Origin of the sequence: Pseudomonas parafulva, assembly GCF_000800255.1 — a bacterium.
Lineage (GTDB): Bacteria > Pseudomonadota > Gammaproteobacteria > Pseudomonadales > Pseudomonadaceae > Aquipseudomonas > Aquipseudomonas boreofloridensis.
On record NZ_CP009747.1, the window covers coordinates 2,509,155 to 2,528,207 of the forward strand.

Genomic DNA, 19,053 nt, shown 5'->3' on the forward strand with positions numbered 1-19,053 from the left:
GGTGTTCAAGCCACCTTCACAGAGCGGTCACGTGCGCAATTCAGCTTAGATCGAGAGCGAATAGAGACTCACTCACTTCTGTATTTGACAATCATTATCATTACGAATAGTTTGTCGCACGTTGCAGGGAGCACGCTTTCACGTTGTGCACCCTTTTCCTTTAGAGACAAGGTGATTTCCATGGCGGAACAACTATCCACAAGTAAGTGCGATTCACCACTGCTCCAGGCCTTCGTCGACAACCGCAGCATCCTCGTGAAGATCGCCGCCCGCATCACCGGGTGCCGCTCGCGCGCCGAGGATGTGGTGCAGGACGCCTTCTTCCGGCTCGGTTCCGCGCCGCAGATCACGTCGTCGTTCAAGGCCCAGCTCAGCTATCTGTTCCAGATCGTGCGCAACCTGGCCATCGACCACTATCGCAAGCAGGCCATGGAGCTCAGGTACTCGGGCAGCGAGGAAGAGGGTCTGAACGTGGTGATCCAGAATGCTTCGCCAGAGGCCACCCACATCAACCTGGCCACCCTGGAGCACATCGCCGAGTCGCTCAACGAACTGCCCAAGCGCACCCGCTACGCCTTCGAGATGTACCGCCTGCACGGCGTGCCGCAGAAGGACATCGCCAAGGAACTCGGGGTCTCGCCGACGCTGGTCAACTTCATGATCCGCGATGCCCTGATCCATTGCCGCAAGAACAGCCGCCAGGGCTGAGCGTCAAGGCCGCGGCGCCTGCACGGTGATGCGGTAGGGATCGAACAGTGCAGCCAAGGTGCCACGCTCGCGCAGGCGTTGCATCAGTTGTGCGAACGCCTCGGCACTGATCGGCGCACCGGGGCGCAGTAGCGCGTAGTGATGGTAGACCTGATCGACACGTTGCGAAGCCAGCAACTCGGTGGCCTTGGCCGGATTGCGCTTGAGGTAGTCGCTCAGGTAGGAGCGCGTCACCAGCGCAATGTCGACGCGACCGTGCTGGACCATCGACAGGTTACTGTCGTGGGAGTAGGTGAGATTGGCCTGATAAGCCTTCTTCAGGTAATTCGGGTCGGCATTGAAGTCGGCGAACGCATAGTGATAGCCGCTGAACAGCGCCAGCCGCTTGCCCGCCAGTTCGTCGAAATACGGCTGGTCGCGTCCCGGCTGGCGACGGGCAACGAACACCTCGGCATCCTCCAGCCCCATGTCCACGGCGCTGTGGGGGATCTGCTGCCAACCCCACTGCGGGTTTTCGAAGATCGCCATGTCGGTGCGGCCTTGCTGGAAGTCGCCGAAGCGCCGTGGGATCGAAGTCGGCACCAGGACGAAGCGGTAACCGGCCTGCAGTTGGTTGAGTGCCTCGGCCAGTTGCGGGAGCAGCCCGGTGTCGGCGCCCTGCTCCGGGCGTACCGTGTAAGGCGGGAAATGCGCTGCGCCGATGCGCACTTCGGTCACCTCGGCGGCATGGGCCGCCCCGCCCATGCACAGTGCAGCGAGCATCAGCAGCGATGGCAGGGCCTTGAGGCCGGGCAGAGGAATCACGGGAGACGCTCGATCACAGGGTGTTGACTTGGAAACGCCTAAGCTAGGCGTTTTCCCATCAGGGCACAACCGCTGCTTGCGCCAAAGTAGCGGCAATCTGCCAGGGGATGCCGTAAGGGTCGAGGATTGGCTACGCTCTAGGGGCCGCGACGCTGGAGCGCCCTGCAGACGTCGCGATCCCTAGGCGCTGAGCAAGGAAACCGGGTATGGGCCACTGGCTGGTCATCGATCTTGAAGCCACCACCGACGACGGTGGCTGGCCGGTCACCGACATGGAAATCATCGAGATCGGCGCGAGCCTGGTCACCCGCGAAGGGCGCGAGGTGGATCACTTCCAGCGCTTCGTCAAACCGCGTCGGCGCCCACAACTGACGCCCTTCTGCCGGCAGCTCACGCATATCGACCAGGCCAGCGTCGATGCAGCCGCGTCGTTCGCCGAGGTCTGGGCGCAGTTCGAGCGCTGGCTGGGTCATCACCGTCAGCAGTTGCAGGCCTGGGTTAGCTGGGGCGACTACGACCGTCTGCAATTGCTCCAGGAATGGCAGCACCATCAACTCGACAGCCTGCTCGCCCAAGTGCCGCACATCAACCTCAAGCAGCGCTTCGCCAAAGCCCGTCACTTGCAGCGACCCACCGGCCTGAACAGCGCCCTGCAACTGGCCGGACTGCAGTTCACCGGGCAGCAGCACCGGGCCCTGGAGGATGCACGCAACACCGCACGTTTGCTGCCCTTGAGCCTGCCGGCCAGCGGCGCCTGAAAGCAGATGACGGGCACGCGGGGCTTGGGCATACTGGCCAGCCTTTTTCCAGCCCCTGTTCAGGAGTGGCCCATGTTCCAGGTCAACGAGTACTTCAACGGCACCGTCAAGTCGATCGCCTTCAGCGGCGAAGAAGGTCCGGCCACCGTGGGCGTGATGGCCCCGGGCGAATACGAGTTCGGCACCGCCAAGCGCGAGATCATGCACGTGGTGTCCGGCGCGCTGACCGTCAAGCTGCCCGGCAGCGACACCTGGGAAACCTTCGCCGCCGGCACCCAGTTCAACGTGCCCGCCGACAGCAAGTTCCAGTTGCAGGTCAAGGTCGACACCGCCTACCTGTGCGAGTACCGCGACTGATCGCAGTGCAACCGCTGCACCTACCGGTGCAGCGTCGGCGGCCGGTGCCGTTCGCCCAGGAACTGCGCCACCCGCTCGGCAGCCGTCTGCAGATGCTGCTCATGACTGAACCCGGACGCTTTCAGCGGCTTGAGGTCATGGTCACCCGCCACCAGCCAGCTCAGCTCGATCGCCGCTGACAGCGCATAGCCCGCCACCGCCTCACGATTGCCCAACGCATCACGCTCGCCCTGAACGATCAGCGTCGGCGTGCGCAACGCCGCCAGGTGCTCGACCCTGGGTTTGTGCGGCTTGCCCACGGCGTAGAACGGATAACCCAGGCAGACCAGCGCATCGGCAGCCAATTCGTCGGCCAGCAGACTGGCCATGCGCCCGCCCATGGACTTGCCGCCAATCGCCAGCGGTCCTGTGACCAATGGTCGCACCTGCCTGTACACCTCACGCCAACCCTCGAGCAGCACCGGCTGCGGATTGGGTGGGCGCTTGCCGCCGTTTATCCGCCGCTCGGCCATGTAGGAAAATTCAAAGCGAATGACGCCTACGCCAAGCCCCGCCAGCCTTTGCGCCATCGACTCCATGAACGCGCTGTCCATGGGCGCGCCGGCGCCATGGGCCAGGATCAAGCCCCACGAACACGTCTGATCCCCCCGAATTTGCGGGGGATCGACGCGCAAGCCTGGGATATTTCCCACTTGGGCCCATTGATCCGAATCAATACAGGCAAATTGCCCATCTTTCATGCTTGCCTCGCTGTTTAGCCTGCCTATAACCGTGGATGGGAACCCATACATGAACACAACCAGCAGTACCGCCTATAACTACAAGGTGGTCCGCCAATTCGCCATCATGACGGTGGTGTGGGGCATCGTCGGGATGGGGCTCGGCGTCTTCATCGCCGCGCAACTCGTTTGGCCAAGCCTCAACTTCGACCTGCCGTGGACCAGCTTCGGCCGCCTGCGACCCTTGCACACCAACGCGGTGATCTTCGCCTTCGGGGGTTGTGCGCTGTTCGCCACCTCCTACTACTCGGTGCAACGCACCTGCCAGACCCTGCTGTTCGCGCCCAAGCTGGCGGCCTTCACCTTCTGGGGCTGGCAACTGGTGATCCTGCTGGCGGCGATCAGCCTGCCACTGGGCTACACCAGTTCCAAGGAATACGCCGAACTGGAATGGCCGATCGACGTGCTGATCACCATCGTCTGGGTCTGCTACGCCATCGTGTTCTTCGGCACGCTGATGAAGCGCACCACCAAGCACATCTACGTGGGCAACTGGTTCTTCGGCGCCTTCATCCTCACCGTGGCGATCCTGCACATCGTCAACAACCTGGAAGTGCCGGTCAGCCTGACCAAGTCCTACTCGGTCTACGCCGGTGCCACCGACGCCATGGTCCAGTGGTGGTACGGCCACAACGCCGTCGGCTTCTTCCTCACCGCCGGCTTCCTGGGGATGATGTACTACTACGTGCCCAAGCAGGCCGAGCGTCCGGTGTATTCCTATCGCCTGTCGATCGTCCACTTCTGGGCGCTGATCACCCTGTACATCTGGGCCGGCCCGCACCACCTGCACTACACCGCCCTGCCCGACTGGGCCCAGTCGCTGGGCATGATCATGTCCCTGGTACTGCTGGCACCGAGCTGGGGCGGCATGATCAACGGCATGATGACCCTCTCCGGGGCCTGGCACAAACTGCGCAGCGACCCGATCCTGCGCTTCCTGGTGGTGTCGCTGGCGTTCTACGGCATGTCCACCTTCGAAGGCCCGATGATGGCGATCAAGACCGTCAACGCCCTCTCCCACTACACCGACTGGACCATTGGTCACGTTCACGCCGGCGCACTGGGCTGGGTGGCGATGATCTCCATCGGCGCGTTGTACCACACCATCCCCAAGGTGTTCGGCAAGCAGCAGATGTACAGCCTGGGCCTGATCAACGCGCACTTCTGGCTGGCCACCATCGGCACCGTGCTGTACATCGCCTCGATGTGGGTCAACGGCATCGCCCAAGGCCTGATGTGGCGCGCAGTGAACAGCGACGGCACGCTGACCTACTCGTTCGTCGAGACCCTGGTCGCCAGCCACCCCGGCTTCATCGTGCGCTTCGTCGGCGGTGCGATCTTCCTCAGCGGCATGCTCCTGATGGCCTGGAACACCTGGCGCACCGTGCGTTCGCCAGCCCTTGACGTCGCCCCTGCGAACGCCCAGCTGGCTTGAGGAGAGACACCAGATGAAACATGAAGTCATCGAGAAAAACGTCGGCCTGCTGGCCTTGCTGATGGTGTTCGCCGTCAGCATCGGCGGCCTCACGCAAATCGTCCCGCTGTTCTTCCAGGACGTCACCAACAAACCGGTCGAAGGCATGAAGCCCTACACCGCGCTGCAACTCGAGGGCCGCGACATCTACATCCGCGAAGGCTGCGTGGGCTGCCACTCGCAGATGATCCGTCCGTTCCGCGCCGAAACCGAGCGCTACGGCCACTACTCGGTAGCCGGTGAAAGCGTCTGGGACCACCCGTTCCTGTGGGGTTCCAAGCGCACCGGGCCGGACCTGGCCCGCGTGGGCGCGCGCTACTCGGACGACTGGCACCGCGCGCACCTGTACAACCCGCGCAACGTGGTGCCTGAGTCGAAGATGCCGGCCTATCCCTGGCTGGTAGCCCAGCCGGTGGACAGCAGCCATACCGACACCAAGCTGCGCGTGATGCGCTCGCTCGGCGTGCCCTATACCGACGAGGACATCGCCGGTGCCCGCGACGCAGTCAAGGGCAAGACCGAGATGGACGCGCTGGTGGCCTACCTGCAGGTGCTGGGCACCTCGATCAAGAACAAGAGGTGAGCACGATGGAATTCGACATCGGCATGATCCGCGGCCTGGGCACCCTGGTGGTGCTGGTGGCCTTCATCGGCCTGTCGCTGTGGGTGTTCAACCGGCGCCGCGACCGTGATTTCGCCGAAGCGCGCCTGCTGCCCTTCGACGACGACCGCCTGCCCCCTGCCGGGCAGGAACCCGCGGCTGCGAGCGCAGCCGTGACTGCAGTGGTGAGGAGTAACGGGCAATGACCACCTTCTGGAGTACCTACATCAGCGTACTGACCCTCGGCAGCCTGATCGGCCTGACCTGGTTGCTGCTGGGCACCCGCAAGGGCGAGAGCAGCAATACCACCGACCAGACCATGGGCCACAGCTTCGATGGCATCGAGGAATATGACAACCCGCTGCCCAAGTGGTGGTTCTGGCTGTTCGTCGGCACCTTGGTGTTCTCGGTCGGCTACCTGATCCTCTATCCGGGCCTGGGCAACTGGAAAGGCATCCTGCCGGGCTACGAGGACGGCTGGACCCAGGTGGGCGAATGGCAGAAGGAGATGGACAAGGCCGACGCCAAGTTCGGTCCGATCTTCGCCAAGTTCGCCGCCATGCCGGTCGAGGACGTGGCCAAGGATCCACAGGCGCTGAAAATGGGCGCACGCCTGTTCGCCTCCAACTGCGCCGTGTGCCACGGCTCCGACGCCAAGGGCGCCTACGGTTTCCCTAACCTCACCGACAAGGACTGGCGCTGGGGCGGCGAGCCGGAGACCATCAAGGCGTCGATCATGAATGGTCGCCATGGCGTGATGCCCGCCTGGGCCGAAGTGATCGGTGAGCAAGGCGTGGCGGATGTGGCAGCCTTCGTGCTGACCAACCTGGACGGACGCAGCCTGCCGGAAGGCGTGAAAGCCGACGCGGCCAAGGGCAAGGACATCTTCGCCAGCAGCTGCGTGGCCTGCCACGGTCCTGAAGGCAAAGGCACGCCGGCCATGGGCGCCCCGGACCTGACCCACCCGCAAGCGTTCATCTACGGTTCGAGCTTCGCGCAGTTGCAGCAGACGATCCGCTACGGCCGCCAGGGCCAGATGCCGGCCCAGGCCGATATCCAGGGCAACGACAAGGTCCACCTGTTGGCTGCCTATGTGTATAGCCTGTCGCAGGATCCTGTAAACGCTACCCACGAGTAACACCCAGGCGGGCTGCTCAGGCGCTTCTTTCGCCAGAACAGCCCGCCCTCCCCGTAAGCCTGACACGCGTTAGACATACGCCAGGCCCTGCCAGCATCTTCCATCAAGACCTCGACCAACGCATCAGCCGACTTGCTCGAGTTCCTCTTGCGTCAAATCCCCCTCCACAGTCTCCGCGCCCCTCTTCGAGTCGATGACGATGCCGGTAAGCCCTGGACCTCGAATGCCCCCAACTGTACGCATACCCACTGTCATTTTTGTGAGTTGCCGAACGCCTGCCAGGGGAAGACAGTGAGTAAAGATTCGCACCGCAGGCAACCTGGCCAAATCACCGATTGCGATACCAAGCCGCAGGGCACACCACATTAGAGGCATACGGCGACATTAGAGGCATACGGCGACGTCAGACACACGCCGACCGCTCGATGCATCCAGGCTACATAAGTCCACGAAATGGCAAACACCGAAAAGGAGCTCCCATGAACGTAGTTTCCACGTCGTTCAACGACGCCCTACCCAGCATGATTGGTTTCGCGGAAGAACGTATTGGTGCTGAGCGATGTGAATGGACGTCGCCTTGTTACTTGTTGGCTGACAGAGACCTGGCGTTGAATGAGGTCATCCGTGTATGGGCGGTTGATCGGCAGGACGGGCGAGTGTTGAAGGTGGTCGCTTTGAAGGCCACGCAGGCCAATCGCACTCGAGATCAATGGCCGACAGCATTGATCAACGCGATCCGCAATGATGATACGCAGGTCGACCATTCCAAGTTGCTGCATGCAGGCGTCATCAAAGGCACCACGTTCAGCGCAGGCACCGTAAGCCATTCCACATCCAAATTCATCGCGGCGTCCCCCCATGCGGACTGCGATCGCCTATGGGTGCTTTCATCCCGTGCACGGCTGTATAGCAATGCACCGTTCGCTGCCAATCAGGTTATGGCTCACGATCTGGCAGATATCGACTTCCAGGCGGGCCAGCGCCTTTGCGTTCAGGTACGTGACCGCACCAGCCAGGGCTTGCTGGAGTCGATTGTGGTGAGCTTCGAGGTGAACAGCGCCCCCTCTGATCGCGCCAAATTGCTGTGTGACGCGGTGATGCAGGGTAGCGAAATTCTGCGGGCCGGTGTGCTGGCGGATGACGGTATCAGTATTGCGCCAAACGACCAGGGAAACGCGCTGTGGATACCCCAACTGTCGGAACTGTCAGTTACCGTGAACCCCGCGCCTTGGGTCTTTCACGGCAACTTTGTCGCGTCACGGGCACTCGCGGCGGAGGAGGAACTGCGCGTTCATATACACGATGATGTCACGGGTATGCCGTTGAAGGGTTCACCGGTCATCTTCAAGGCGAGTGCTGATCAGCTTGAGCAGGATAAATGGCCGGCGGCGTTGTCCAGAACGCTGCAAGTCTCTTCATTGGCTGATTACCTTGCCCTGGAACTGGACAAGCCCAATGGTGCCTCTGGGCAGTGGAAATGCGCGGGAATTCCCTTGCGCATCTTGATGAGCACGCCCTTGGAGGAAAACGATGAGTGGGTGCCGCTGGTACCTGAAAACGGCCTCATCGATGAACCCATTCCAATGAAAGAGCAGTTATTCAAACTGACACAGGCTATGCAGAGTGCTATTGATCAAGCGAATGAGGATTATTTCGTGCTGGCCGTAAAGACGCTCACGGATTATGGAGCTACAGCGGCGCTCGACCGACACTGGACTCTCTATCCACTGGAAGTGACATTGCACGACATTCGCACGGGGTACGTGTGCTATCACGTATGCGTAGAGTATGCAGCTGGGCACATTGCATACACCGAGACCCTTCAGGTATTTACCCAAAAGCTGATGGATGCTATGCGACGCGGCGGCATCCCCGAAGCGGTTTTCGCGGATCAAACCTTATCAAGTAATGGCGCTGAGAACACCGAAGATACGTCTGTTTTATGGCTACCTAAAAGACTTGGCATGGTCGCCACTTTGCATATACAACGCCCGAAAAAAACACGCAACTACGGCGGCACGTTGCAAGTGGAGCTCGTAGCCAAAGAGCATTTTCAAGACCCTTTTTCAGACCCTTTTTCAGACCCTTTTTCAGACCCTTTTTCAAACACACAGGATTCGGATAGACCGACGCATATGGGTAGGTTCGGTATTCCTTTACCCTCTTGTCAGAATTTTTTATCTGGCGACTCCATGATAATGGCTGACCGACGGCTTCAACTGAAGCTCAAGCCGGAATCCCTAAGCGAAGGTATACGCTTTTTGTACGTGATGCCTCCGGGAGTACTTCCCCGGACCAGGGGTGAGCAGCTCCTGGCATTCGCGAACGGGTACAACAAGGACAGTCCAGTTACATTGTATTTATCTCCCTCTTTCCACACTTCACCGTTGGCATCGGTAGGAGTGGTTGGCGCTGAGTTTGATTTTCAAAGCCCTTGGGCCCGCCCTTTCGAACTTGACTTGGAGATGCCACCTGATCGCATCGAATTATTCCGCCCCAAGGATACGCTTTGTGCTGACCGTTGCATGACCCTCGGCGCGCATGTCTACGATACAGGCGGCGCTCGGGAAAATGGGGTAGACGAAAACACGGGTTTGTTTCATGCCCACTATCCAGTTGGCACACTCAGGGGGCTTGGAGGTGAAGGTCCAGAGTTGGACCTGACGCTTCATTATTCGGCGGTACGTGCGAATGAAGGGGCACTGGGCGATGGTTGGGCATTCCGCTTCTCCTACTTCGACAATCGACGGCGAGTACTGACGTTGAGCACGGGCCAGACAGTGACCCTGACCAAGGCGCAAATGAAATCACTGAGCGCCGCCAAGACGAAGTTTCTTGATCAAGAGGGTTACAGAATTACGGCTGTCGAGGGCGACGAAAATCGATGGACCTCCCTGACTATCCAAATGCCAGCAGGTGCCGAGGGACGCCAGGAAGTGCTTTCGTTGCCCATCTCGCATGATGGGAAAGAAGCGGGGGCCGCGTACAAAGCAGCGCTGAAGGCCAAGCTGGAAAAGATCATCGAAAACCTGACCCGATGGATCGACAAGGAAAAAATCACAAGCGGACAAATCGCCAATCTAAAAAAACAACGCGACGCCTGGAAAGCAGAACTGGCGGATATCGAGCGCGAAAGTCTGGTGCTGGTAACGTCGCGCATCCTCTCGCCACAAGGTGGAGAACTCACGCTGGCATGGCAGGGCATTAACGGGCACATCCGGCTAGACAGCATTGCAGACGCAGGCGCAGATACAGTGCTATTAAGGGCCAAACATGATTCAATCGTTGCTCAAGGTTCGTCGCAAAGCACCTTCACGGTATGGCCTGACACCGCTGAAAGCTACGATGTCACGCTGGATATCCAAAACTGCCTGTTGAAGTCGATCACGCGTCATCGTGCTGGGCAGGATTCAACGCCTGAGCGGTATGTTCGTTTCAACTATGAGCTCGATCCAGTGCTGGATCAGGTGTTGACCGGTATTCTCGAAGAAGACGGCTCACTGGAAACCGTTCAATACGAATCTTCGAGTTTCGAACGCGCCGTGGCGCCACGCGTCGAGATGCATACGTTGGTGCCCGGCGCCAATCAGCAGTGCATCGCTCATTGCTATGAATGGACAGGTGAATACATAATTGAAAGGTCGCGTAAATGGCGACTCAGCCGTGTTGGAAAGCCCCTTTATCCTGTCATCGAACCGTCGTGGATACTCAACGATGGCGAACAGCGACTCAGCACTGTTGATAAGTCCCCTTGCCCTTTCATCGAAACGTCGTGGACATTCAACAATGGCGTACGCGTGGTGGACACGATCATTCAATATCAGCCTGACGCTCCCCTGCGTACGACGCGCTTTACATACCCTGACACCGCCGCGTCAAATAGCTACAGGCACCTGGCACTCTCACGCCCTGTCAAAATCGAAGTCACCACTGAATCGCCAGTCGAAACTTCAATTGCGGAGGACCTATCATGACCGACACAACCAACGGATCGTCTTCGAATGCCTCGCAAGTCGAAAGCACATTGGCTGCTTATACCAAACACGGTCAACCGAGCTCGACGGTTACCAGTGATGGGCAGACGACCTGCTTGCGGTACTACTCAGGAGCGGACACCGATAAGGGCACTCGCGGCGATCAATTGCCCGTGATCAGTGAATTGATCAGCGGGCTCAAACTTGCTGATGAAACATCGTTGGCGGATACCGCCGCGTTGGCATGCCCGAAGATCGTCGATCCCCACCAACCACCATTGATGGCTCGCCTGGAATACCTGGCGTTCGACGGCACGGCCACTTCGGCGGCCACCCTGACGCTTTGTGGTTATGCGAAGTCGACCCAGGATGCACAGGGCCGGCTGATGCCTGACACCGTGCTGGTGCTCGAAGGTGTCACGGTCGCCAGTGTCAAGTCAGAGGCAAAGGACTGGACCGTATCGCTTGCCTCGTCCTGGAGTGGCATCAAAGTCACGCTGATCCAGAGCCAAGCCAATAAAGTGAGCGGCGCATTGCGCAGCATCACCCGGACAGCCACCACCTGGTACAAAGACAACACCGCTCGCAGCACGCAGACGATCACGGAAACCACTTACCCAGGAAAACAGCCCAACACCTGGAAGCTCGTCACCACGGCCCCCTTGACCGCGGGCGGCGATGCCATCCTCAGCCAGCAGATCCAGTCGGCGTTCAGTGGTCGGCTGCTACGCGAGTCGCATCAGGATGGTGACGGCAAGCCTGTGCGTTTCTCCTGCCATGATTACGACACCCGTGGCCGAGGGGCCCACAGTGTGACGTACCCGTACGATGCCAAGGCGTTCGATTCTGGGGAGATCAAAGCGCTCAAGCCGATCGAAGAACAGCGCATCACCCATACGGAAACGGGTTCGGGCACCTGGCTGACAACACTGGACTCGAGCGGCCGACGGCAGCGCACCCTGTACGATGGCCTGCAGCGAGCAGTCAAACGCGAAATGCAACGTGAAGATGGCAGCACCTGCGAATTCGTCCTGCTCGAGGAAAGCACCTGGGGTTGGGGCGAGGCGCCTGAAAAGGTCAAGGCCTATGATTTCCTGCCTGGCGGCCTGTGCACTCACAATGACAAGGACCTTCAGGCACCCACCCAGCTGCACCAGCATTTCTGGCAGGCATATGCCGACCCTGTGCTGAAGAAGAACGCGAAGGATGAACAGACGCTCACCCAGCAGTCGGCGCTGGCGCTCTTGCCTGACGGCATCCAGCACACCCGCCGGGAGCAGCAGGTAAACCATGCGACAGGATCCGTGACGTTGTCGTCTGCGCTCTGGAGTGGGCATGACAGCAGCAATGAGGCCAAAGCGCTGCGAGTCGAGGAGCTCATCGATGCCCGTGGGCGCACCGTGGCCCTCAAGCAGCATGTGCCGATGGAGGACGGAACAGTCAAATCGCGGGAGTGGACCACGGCCTGGGATGACCTAGATCGCCCGCTGTCGCGTACCCAACCCGACGAGTCAGTCGTCACCTGGAACTACCAGGGCATGAGTGCGGTACCCACAACCGTCAGCATCAAGGCCAAAGGCAAGACCAGCCAGTTGCTCGGCAACCAGACGCTGGAGGGTGGCGGTAACCAGGGTGACCTTGTGACTGGCGTGGTCGTCGGGGGTAAAAAAGGCTTGGCCTACAGTGATCGAGCCGGAAAACTCACGGGGCCTGACGGCAAGAAACTGTACCGCAAAGAAACCGACCACAGTGTCGAGTGGTATGTAGAGAACAAAAGTGACAGTACCGGCACACTGCTGGCGTCGTTCAAATTTAACCAGGTGACTCAGTCGCTGAAGGCCGAGCGCCCGGCGCAGGGTACCCAGCAGAGCAAAGTCACCAGTGAGGACCTGACCCCGCTGCTGCTTGGAGCCTGGCATTTCAACCGCACCGTGCATGCACAGCAACAGCGACAGGAAACCTTGGTGTCATTGCGTGGCCAGGTTCAGCGGGCGAAATATGCCAATGGCGTGAGCAGCCAAGCCTGGAGCGGCCCGCAGGGACAATGTGACCGTGTTGTCCGTGGCTCGCTGGAGTACTGGTATGAATATACCGCCTTGGGCCAATGCCAGCGGATGACCGTGCGTGATCTGAACACGGGCCGAACCATGGCCGTGTCCTATACGTACGACAAGCTGGGTAATGAGGTTGAAAGGCTGTATCGGCTCGATGACCAGACCAAGACACGCTACGTGCAGACATGGTCGTCAATTGGGCAGCTGACAAGCAAAGTCTTGTTCCGCGATGGCCAATCCACGCCGGCTCGTACCGAGACATTCATCTACTACACCAGTATCAGCGGGACGCGTGATGAGCTGCAGAAATGGACGGTCGAAGCGACCTCAGGTAATGAGGTCAAGGACACTCAGGGGCACGCCGTCAAGGAGCAGCGCTACAAGTACGATGTGCTGGGAAACCTTACCGAGTGCAGCACCACACGCGTGAATGGTGATGTGGAACTGGTGACCTATGCCTATGACAGTGATCATCCCACACGCCGCACCCAGCAAAGTACTCAACTGACGCCAAAGGGCGGCCAACCCGGTACGGCTCGATCGTTGACCTACACGTACGATGACGGGGGTCGCCTGACGCTCAACGAACGCGATCAAGCCCTCGCGTATTCGGATACCGGCAGGTTGCGCTCAGTCACCGAAAAAGGTCAGCCAACGCCTTCGACTTATTACGAGTACGACGAAAATGACTGCTTGATCAGCCAATGGATCGCAGCGGACAACCAGCGTCGGGTTCTTGCTTACACGGGTGATGTGCTCTGCGGAGAAACCTGGCTAGACAAAGAAGGCAAGGTCGTTCGCTCCCTGACGCTGGACGAACACGCGGGGATGGTCATCAAGAACCGTCAGGGAACTGCAGAGACACAGCTCTTCATCCTGGGCGACCCGCAACAGGCCGGTGGCGATGAATACTGGGTAGATGCCAAGGGTGCCTGGCAGCACCGGTCGTTGGCGTTTACGCCTTGGGGAGAAGCACCCTTGGCCAGCATCCAAGCGATGCTCAGTGGCCTGGGCCGTGACGGGCAACGGCTGGACCCTGCGACCGGGTGCGCTCATCTGGGCAATGGCTATCGTGTCTATGACCCGCGTCACCGAGCGTTCTATCAACGTGACGACTGGAGCCCGTTCGGCGCTGGCGGACTCAATGACCGGGCGTACTGCGCCGGCGGGGACCCTGTGAATTGGCATGACCCCAGCGGCCACATCATGCTCAGCCGGCGCGATCAAGCTCAAAGCCTGGCTAGGCTTGACTCGGCAATCAGTGCAACCCAGCCGCCGGTGCATGAGGCGGTTCCCTGGTGGCAATGGTTTGCGTTGGCGGTTTTCGTAGTGGTCGCTATCGCGGCGACCATCCTCACGTTTGGGGCAGCGGGGCCGGTAATGGCGGGGATCGGCATGGCGCTTTGTACCGCGATCATGGTAGGCGGGGCCGTCACCGCCGCGGGCATGGCCCAGCGCCAGAGCAACCCGCGGTTGTCCTCGCGCCTGGAAGGGGCAGGTCACGTCGTGATGGCGTTGGCGAGTCTTCCGGGGATGGCTGGCGGCTTATCCGTGATGGTCGCTGCAGCACTGGTGGTCACTACGATGGTTTCGGCAGCACTGGACGTCACGAAAATGGCCGTGGAACAGGACAACCCGGAACTGGCAGAAAAACTGGGGTGGGCATCGATGGCATCCCAGGCGGTTGGGGCTTTGACTGCGCTTCCGTCCCTGCTGAAGGGCTCCGCTCGAGGCCTGCAGCAGTTGCGTGGAATACGCATGCGCGTATCGAATAATGAGTCTGAAGCCTCGATTGATGCTAGCCCGACAAAAGTCCTGAGAAATCTCAGGAACAGTCAAAGAACCGCATCGCCTGCTCAATCACCACAAGCAGTAAGACGTACTGCTGCGGGGGGTGTGCATCATGAGGATCACGGTGACTTCATTATCGTACGAAGTGGTGCGCAAAGGTCCGAGACCCTGTATTACTCAGCCCACGGTCAAAACAAGATTCTTGGCGGTTCAGCGACGGTCCCGGCAAATAGTACGCTTCATTATTACGCGCCAGCAACGGGAACGATCAGCGGCCCAACACAGTTACAGCGCTCCGCCAATGGAATGCTTGTGAAAGAATGGCGCCCCGCGCACCTGATAGCTGCAGGCAAAGCCAAAACCCTGAGAATCAAAGATATGGAGGGTGGGAAATTAACGGCAAATTATAGCCTAAGCCATTTCGAACACAATTCGGTAGAGCATCTTGAGTTGATTGCAAAGTCCTACAGCGTCGACGTCCTGATGGTCAAAAAAGGTAATGAGCTATCGTTGGACAAAATATGGGGGAAATTTGAGAGCTCAGGAATTGCTTATTCGCATCATGAGGCTGGGTTCTGCAGATCTTCAATGCTTAAACAGCTCATGGGCATCCCTAGGCCAAAAAATGTGATCCGGTGAGCACGCTTTTCGAGCCGGCTTATGCGCTTTTTTCAAAGCACTATGCTCGAGCACCTGCAATCTCGAAGGTAGTTGCTTGAGTACGGCCGTGATTATATTCACGGCTTTGCTCAAGCAGCACTTGCACGGGAATTAAATAGCCGACGTGTGAGCCAGCGCACGCCTCAAGCAATCAGTAACCCCGCCAACACCGCGCCCTCTGTCGGGGGTGCAGGTACGGGACATTCCCGCATCTGCACCCTCACAGGGGGCGTCTCGTTCTGAGCCTTTCCTCCCCTGCCCACGACCTCTAAGCTGGCGACCGTTCGCCTATGGCCCGATGCCCGGCGCGAAAACGACCTGGAAAAAAACCCTGACCGATCGATCAGAAAAATTTGAGAAACGGTACACATAACAGTGATTTGTTTGTGTACACTCACTCGGCCTGCCTGATCGTCAACTGCCCCGCAGTCACGGACAGGAAGCAGTGCAGGGCTTTGCGTGCCCCGACACCGTTTTTTCCACCCACAAGAACAGTCAAAGCGTGGAACCCCAGCATGAACACAGCCATCAGTCCGCCTGCGTATAACTACAAAGTCGTCCGCCAGTTCGCCCTCATGACCGTGGTCTGGGGCATCCTCGGCATGGGCCTGGGCGTGTTCATCGCCTCGCAACTGGTTTGGCCCAGCCTCAACTTCGACCTGCCCTGGACCAGCTTCGGCCGCCTGCGCCCGCTGCACACCAACCTGGTGATCTTCGCCTTCGGCGGCTGTGCGCTGTTCGCCACCAGCTATTACGTGGTGCAACGCACCTGCCAGACCCGGCTCATCTCCGATAGCCTGGCCGCCTTCACCTTCTGGGGCTGGCAGGCGGTGATCGTCGGGGCGCTGGTCACGCTGCCCCTGGGCTACACCACCACCAAGGAATACGCCGAGCTGGAATGGCCGATCGCGATTCTGCTGGCCATCGTCTGGGTGGCTTATGCCGTGGTGTTCTTCGGCACCCTGGTCAGGCGCAAGACCCAGCACATCTATGTCGGCAATTGGTTCTACGGCGCCTTCATCCTGGTCACCGCCATGCTGCACATCGTCAACCATGCAGCCCTGCCGGTCAGCCTGTTCAAGTCGTATTCGGCCTACGCCGGTGCCACCGACGCGATGATCCAGTGGTGGTACGGCCACAACGCCGTCGGCTTTTTCCTGACCACCGGTTTTCTCGGGATGATGTATTACTTCGTGCCCAAGCAGGCCGAGCGGCCGATCTATTCTTATCGCCTGTCGATCGTCCACTTCTGGGCGCTGATCACCCTGTACATCTGGGCCGGCCCGCACCACTTGCACTACACCGCCCTGCCCGACTGGGCCCAGTCGCTGGGCATGGTGATGTCGATCATCCTCCTGGCGCCGAGCTGGGGCGGCATGATCAACGGCATGATGACCCTCTCCGGGGCCTGGCATAAATTGCGCACCGACCCGATCCTGCGCTTTCTGGTGGTTTCGCTGGCGTTCTACGGCATGTCCACCTTCGAAGGCCCGATGATGGCGATCAAGACCGTCAACGCCCTCTCCCACTACACCGACTGGACCATCGGCCACGTTCACGCCGGCGCTCTGGGCTGGGTGGCGATGATCACCATCGGCGCGCTGTACCACATGATTCCCAAGCTCTATGGACGCGCGCAGATGCACAGTGTCGGGCTGATCAACGCGCACTTCTGGCTGGCCACCATCGGCACCGTGCTGTACATCGCCTCGATGTGGGTCAATGGCATCACCCAGGGCCTGATGTGGCGGGCGATCAATGACGACGGCACGCTCACTTACTCCTTCGTCGAAGCGCTGCAGGCCAGCCATCCGGGCTACATCGTGCGGGCGGTGGGCGGGGCGTTCTTCGCCTCGGGCATGCTGCTGATGGCCTACAACGTGATGCGCACGGTGCGTGGCGCCCACCCGGCGCAGGCCGACGAAGCCGCCAAGATCGTCGTCGTGGGAGCGCACTGATGAAACATGAGGTCGTCGAGAAGAACATCGGCCTGTTGGCCTTCTTCATGGTGGTGGCGGTGAGCATCGGTGGGCTGACCCAGATCGTGCCGCTGTTTTTCCAGGACGTCACCAACCAGCCGGTGGAGGGCATGAAGCCGCGCACCGCGCTGGAAGTCGAGGGGCGCGACATCTATATCCGCGAGGGCTGCGTGGGCTGCCACTCGCAGATGATCCGGCCGTTCCGGGCCGAGACCGAACGCTATGGCCACTATTCGGTGGCTGGCGAAAGCGTCTGGGATCACCCGTTCCTGTGGGGTTCCAAGCGCACCGGGCCGGACCTGGCCCGCGTGGGCGGACGCTATTCGGACGACTGGCACCGCGCGCACCTGTACAACCCGCGCAACGTGGTACCGGAGTCGAAGATGCCAGCCTATCCCTGGCTGGTGGAAAACCACCTCGACGGCCAGGACACGGCGAAGAAGCTGCAAGTACTGCGCACGCTCGGCGTGCCCTACAGCGACGCCGACATCGCCGGCGCCCGCGAGGCGGTCAAGGGCAAGAGCGAGATGGACGCATTGGTGGCCTACCTGCAAGGCCTTGGCACCCTGATCAAGAGCAAACGGTGACGCGCATGGAAATCGGAACGATTCGAGGCCTGGGCACCCTCGTGGTGCTGGTGGCTTTCGTGGGCCTGGCGCTGTGGGTGTTCAGCCCACGCCGCAAGCGCGACTTCGACGAAGCCACGCAACTGCCATTCGCCGACGATCCCGAGGCCCAGCGCCGGATCGAGCGCAATGCACGAGACACATCGGGGGGCGAGCGACCATGAGCAGTTTCTGGAGCCTGTACATCAGTGTGCTGACCCTGGGCACGATCTTCGCCTTGACCTGGCTGCTGCTGTCGACCCGCAAGGGCCAGCGCGAAGACCTCACCGACCAGACTGTCGGGCATGCCTTCGATGGCATCGAGGAGTACGACAACCCCCTGCCGCGCTGGTGGTTCTGGTTGTTCGTGGGCACCCTCGTCTTCGCCTTGGGCTACCTGGTGCTGTATCCGGGCCTGGGCAATTGGCGCGGGCTGTTACCCGGCTACGCCTACCTGGACAGCGACTCGCGCCGCGAATTCGGCGACGGCCAGACAGGCTGGAGCGGCGTGCACGAGTGGGAGAAGGAAATGGCCAAGGCCGACGCCCGCTTCGGCCCGATCTTCGCCAAGTTCGCGGCCATGCCATTGCAAGCGGTGGCCAAGGACCCGCAGGCGCTGAAGATGGGCGCGCGCCTGTTCGCCTCCAATTGCGCCGTGTGCCATGGCTCGGACGCCAAGGGTGCCTACGGCTTCCCGAACCTCACCGACAGCGACTGGCGTTGGGGCGGTGAGCCGGAAACCATCAAGGCCTCGATCATGAACGGTCGCCACGGCGTCATGCCCGGCTGGGGCGAGGTGATCGGCGAACAGGGCGTGGCTGACGTGGCGGCCTTCGTGCTGAGTCAGCTGGATGGGCGCAAGCTGCCCGAGGACGCCAAGGCCGACCCGGTCAAGGGTCAGCAGATTTTCGCCAGCACCTGCGTGGCTTGCCACGGACCGCAAGGCAAAGGCACCCCGGCGATGGGCGCGCCTGACCTGACTCATCCGCAGGCGTTCATCTATGGTTCGAGCTTCGCCCAGTTGCAGCAGACCATCCGCTACGGCCGCCAGGGCCAGATGCCGGCCCAGGCCGAGATCCAGGGCAACGACCGCGTGCATCTGCTGGCGGCCTACGTGTACAGCCTGTCTCAGGAAAAGCCTGCGACCCAGGACGATCAGCCGAAATGAGGTGCGGTGGCCGGCGGTTAATTCCACCGGCCACTGACCTGAATCAATTGACACTTCCCATATCACGATTACCGAGCGCAACCCAATGCGACTAAAGGTCGCAGCCAGGCCCGACCTTGCCATCACAGGCGTATCATGGCCCGCAGAGCGCCAGCACCGGGCGCGCGACCACGGCCGGCACGCACTGGCCCTGGCATTTCTCC

The 19,053-nt window shown here is 60.4% G+C and carries 15 protein-coding genes; 13 read left to right on the forward strand and 2 right to left on the reverse strand.

Annotation, left to right across the window (positions count from 1 at the left end; translation table 11 throughout):
- Window positions 1–180: 180 nt before the first annotated feature.
- The gene (locus NJ69_RS10580) at window positions 181–708 is read left to right on the forward strand and encodes an RNA polymerase factor sigma-70 (protein WP_029615047.1); all 528 of its coding nucleotides are present in this window, start codon (window positions 181–183) and stop codon (window positions 706–708) included.
- A 3-nt stretch (window positions 709–711) separates the two neighbouring features.
- On the opposite strand, the gene NJ69_RS10585 is transcribed toward NJ69_RS10580, so the two are convergent.
- Entirely contained in the window at window positions 712–1,512 is an 801-nt protein-coding gene (locus NJ69_RS10585; RefSeq protein ID WP_039578811.1) for a substrate-binding periplasmic protein, read from the reverse strand.
- 206 nt (window positions 1,513–1,718) lie between these two features.
- Here NJ69_RS10585 and NJ69_RS10590 point away from each other — a divergent pair, with 206 nt between their 5' ends.
- Window positions 1,719–2,270 (forward strand): exonuclease domain-containing protein, encoded by a 552-nt coding sequence (locus NJ69_RS10590; RefSeq protein ID WP_039578814.1) that lies wholly within the window; start codon window positions 1,719–1,721, stop codon window positions 2,268–2,270.
- 72 nt (window positions 2,271–2,342) lie between these two features.
- Window positions 2,343–2,627, forward strand: a complete 285-nt coding sequence (locus tag NJ69_RS10595) for a pyrimidine/purine nucleoside phosphorylase (protein WP_029615045.1) — start codon at window positions 2,343–2,345, stop codon at window positions 2,625–2,627.
- A gap of 20 nt (window positions 2,628–2,647) precedes the next feature.
- Here the strand turns inward: NJ69_RS10595 and NJ69_RS10600 are convergent, their stop codons facing one another.
- A complete protein-coding gene (locus tag NJ69_RS10600) occupies window positions 2,648–3,367 on the reverse strand; it encodes an alpha/beta family hydrolase (protein ID WP_039578817.1) in 720 nt (239 codons plus the stop codon).
- A 49-nt stretch (window positions 3,368–3,416) separates the two neighbouring features.
- Between NJ69_RS10600 and ccoN (NJ69_RS10605) the strand changes: the two genes are divergently transcribed.
- The 10 genes from ccoN (NJ69_RS10605) (at window position 3,417) to ccoP (NJ69_RS10650) (ending at window position 18,850) form a co-directional block, all read left to right on the forward strand.
- Window positions 3,417–4,841, forward strand: coding sequence for a cytochrome-c oxidase, cbb3-type subunit I (gene ccoN, locus NJ69_RS10605; protein ID WP_039578819.1), 1,425 nt, complete (start codon window positions 3,417–3,419; stop codon window positions 4,839–4,841).
- 13 nt (window positions 4,842–4,854) lie between these two features.
- Window positions 4,855–5,463: a cytochrome-c oxidase, cbb3-type subunit II gene (ccoO, locus tag NJ69_RS10610; RefSeq protein ID WP_039578822.1), complete on the forward strand. Its 609-nt coding sequence runs from the start codon at window positions 4,855–4,857 to the stop codon at window positions 5,461–5,463.
- A gap of 5 nt (window positions 5,464–5,468) precedes the next feature.
- The gene (locus NJ69_RS10615; RefSeq protein WP_029614905.1) at window positions 5,469–5,687 is read left to right on the forward strand and encodes a cbb3-type cytochrome oxidase subunit 3; all 219 of its coding nucleotides are present in this window, start codon (window positions 5,469–5,471) and stop codon (window positions 5,685–5,687) included.
- Window positions 5,684–6,619 (forward strand): cytochrome-c oxidase, cbb3-type subunit III, encoded by a 936-nt coding sequence (gene ccoP / locus NJ69_RS10620; protein WP_039578824.1) that lies wholly within the window; start codon window positions 5,684–5,686, stop codon window positions 6,617–6,619. The genes NJ69_RS10615 and ccoP (NJ69_RS10620) overlap by 4 nt, the downstream gene beginning before the upstream one ends.
- Window positions 6,620–7,098: 479 nt before the next feature.
- Window positions 7,099–10,593, forward strand: coding sequence for a hypothetical protein (locus tag NJ69_RS10625; RefSeq protein WP_039578827.1), 3,495 nt, complete (start codon window positions 7,099–7,101; stop codon window positions 10,591–10,593).
- Complete coding sequence (locus NJ69_RS10630; RefSeq protein ID WP_039578831.1) at window positions 10,590–15,077, forward strand: RHS repeat-associated core domain-containing protein; 4,488 nt, start codon at window positions 10,590–10,592, stop codon at window positions 15,075–15,077. Before NJ69_RS10625 ends, NJ69_RS10630 begins: the two co-directional genes overlap by 4 nt.
- Window positions 15,078–15,613: 536 nt before the next feature.
- Window positions 15,614–17,056, forward strand: coding sequence for a cytochrome-c oxidase, cbb3-type subunit I (ccoN, locus tag NJ69_RS10635; protein WP_039578834.1), 1,443 nt, complete (start codon window positions 15,614–15,616; stop codon window positions 17,054–17,056).
- Window positions 17,056–17,664, forward strand: a complete 609-nt coding sequence (gene ccoO, locus NJ69_RS10640; RefSeq protein ID WP_039578836.1) for a cytochrome-c oxidase, cbb3-type subunit II — start codon at window positions 17,056–17,058, stop codon at window positions 17,662–17,664. The genes ccoN (NJ69_RS10635) and ccoO (NJ69_RS10640) overlap by 1 nt, the downstream gene beginning before the upstream one ends.
- Before the next feature lie 5 nt (window positions 17,665–17,669).
- Window positions 17,670–17,867 (forward strand): CcoQ/FixQ family Cbb3-type cytochrome c oxidase assembly chaperone, encoded by a 198-nt coding sequence (locus tag NJ69_RS10645; RefSeq protein WP_039583234.1) that lies wholly within the window; start codon window positions 17,670–17,672, stop codon window positions 17,865–17,867.
- Window positions 17,864–18,850 carry a cytochrome-c oxidase, cbb3-type subunit III gene (gene ccoP, locus NJ69_RS10650; RefSeq protein ID WP_039578839.1) on the forward strand — a complete coding sequence of 329 codons (987 nt, stop codon included), beginning with the start codon at window positions 17,864–17,866 and terminating at the stop codon, window positions 18,848–18,850. Before NJ69_RS10645 ends, ccoP (NJ69_RS10650) begins: the two co-directional genes overlap by 4 nt.
- The last annotated feature ends 203 nt before the right edge of the window (window positions 18,851–19,053 follow it).

Bases quoted from the DNA above. Each gene is read 5' to 3' on its own strand.
- NJ69_RS10630 (WP_039578831.1), top strand. From the start codon at position 10,590: ATGACCGACACAACCAACGGATCGTCTTCGAATGCCTCGCAAGTCGAA.
- NJ69_RS10595 (WP_029615045.1), top strand. From the start codon at position 2,343: ATGTTCCAGGTCAACGAGTACTTCAACGGCACCGTCAAGTCGATCGCC.
- ccoN (WP_039578834.1), top strand. From the start codon at position 15,614: ATGAACACAGCCATCAGTCCGCCTGCGTATAACTACAAAGTCGTCCGC.
- NJ69_RS10580 (WP_029615047.1), top strand. From the start codon at position 181: ATGGCGGAACAACTATCCACAAGTAAGTGCGATTCACCACTGCTCCAG.
- NJ69_RS10590 (WP_039578814.1), top strand. From the start codon at position 1,719: ATGGGCCACTGGCTGGTCATCGATCTTGAAGCCACCACCGACGACGGT.
- NJ69_RS10625 (WP_039578827.1), top strand. From the start codon at position 7,099: ATGAACGTAGTTTCCACGTCGTTCAACGACGCCCTACCCAGCATGATT.
- ccoO (WP_039578836.1), top strand. From the start codon at position 17,056: ATGAAACATGAGGTCGTCGAGAAGAACATCGGCCTGTTGGCCTTCTTC.
- ccoO (WP_039578822.1), top strand. From the start codon at position 4,855: ATGAAACATGAAGTCATCGAGAAAAACGTCGGCCTGCTGGCCTTGCTG.
- ccoN (WP_039578819.1), top strand. From the start codon at position 3,417: ATGAACACAACCAGCAGTACCGCCTATAACTACAAGGTGGTCCGCCAA.
- ccoP (WP_039578839.1), top strand. From the start codon at position 17,864: ATGAGCAGTTTCTGGAGCCTGTACATCAGTGTGCTGACCCTGGGCACG.
- ccoP (WP_039578824.1), top strand. From the start codon at position 5,684: ATGACCACCTTCTGGAGTACCTACATCAGCGTACTGACCCTCGGCAGC.
- NJ69_RS10645 (WP_039583234.1), top strand. From the start codon at position 17,670: ATGGAAATCGGAACGATTCGAGGCCTGGGCACCCTCGTGGTGCTGGTG.
- NJ69_RS10615 (WP_029614905.1), top strand. From the start codon at position 5,469: ATGGAATTCGACATCGGCATGATCCGCGGCCTGGGCACCCTGGTGGTG.
- NJ69_RS10600 (WP_039578817.1), bottom strand. From the start codon at position 3,367: ATGAAAGATGGGCAATTTGCCTGTATTGATTCGGATCAATGGGCCCAA.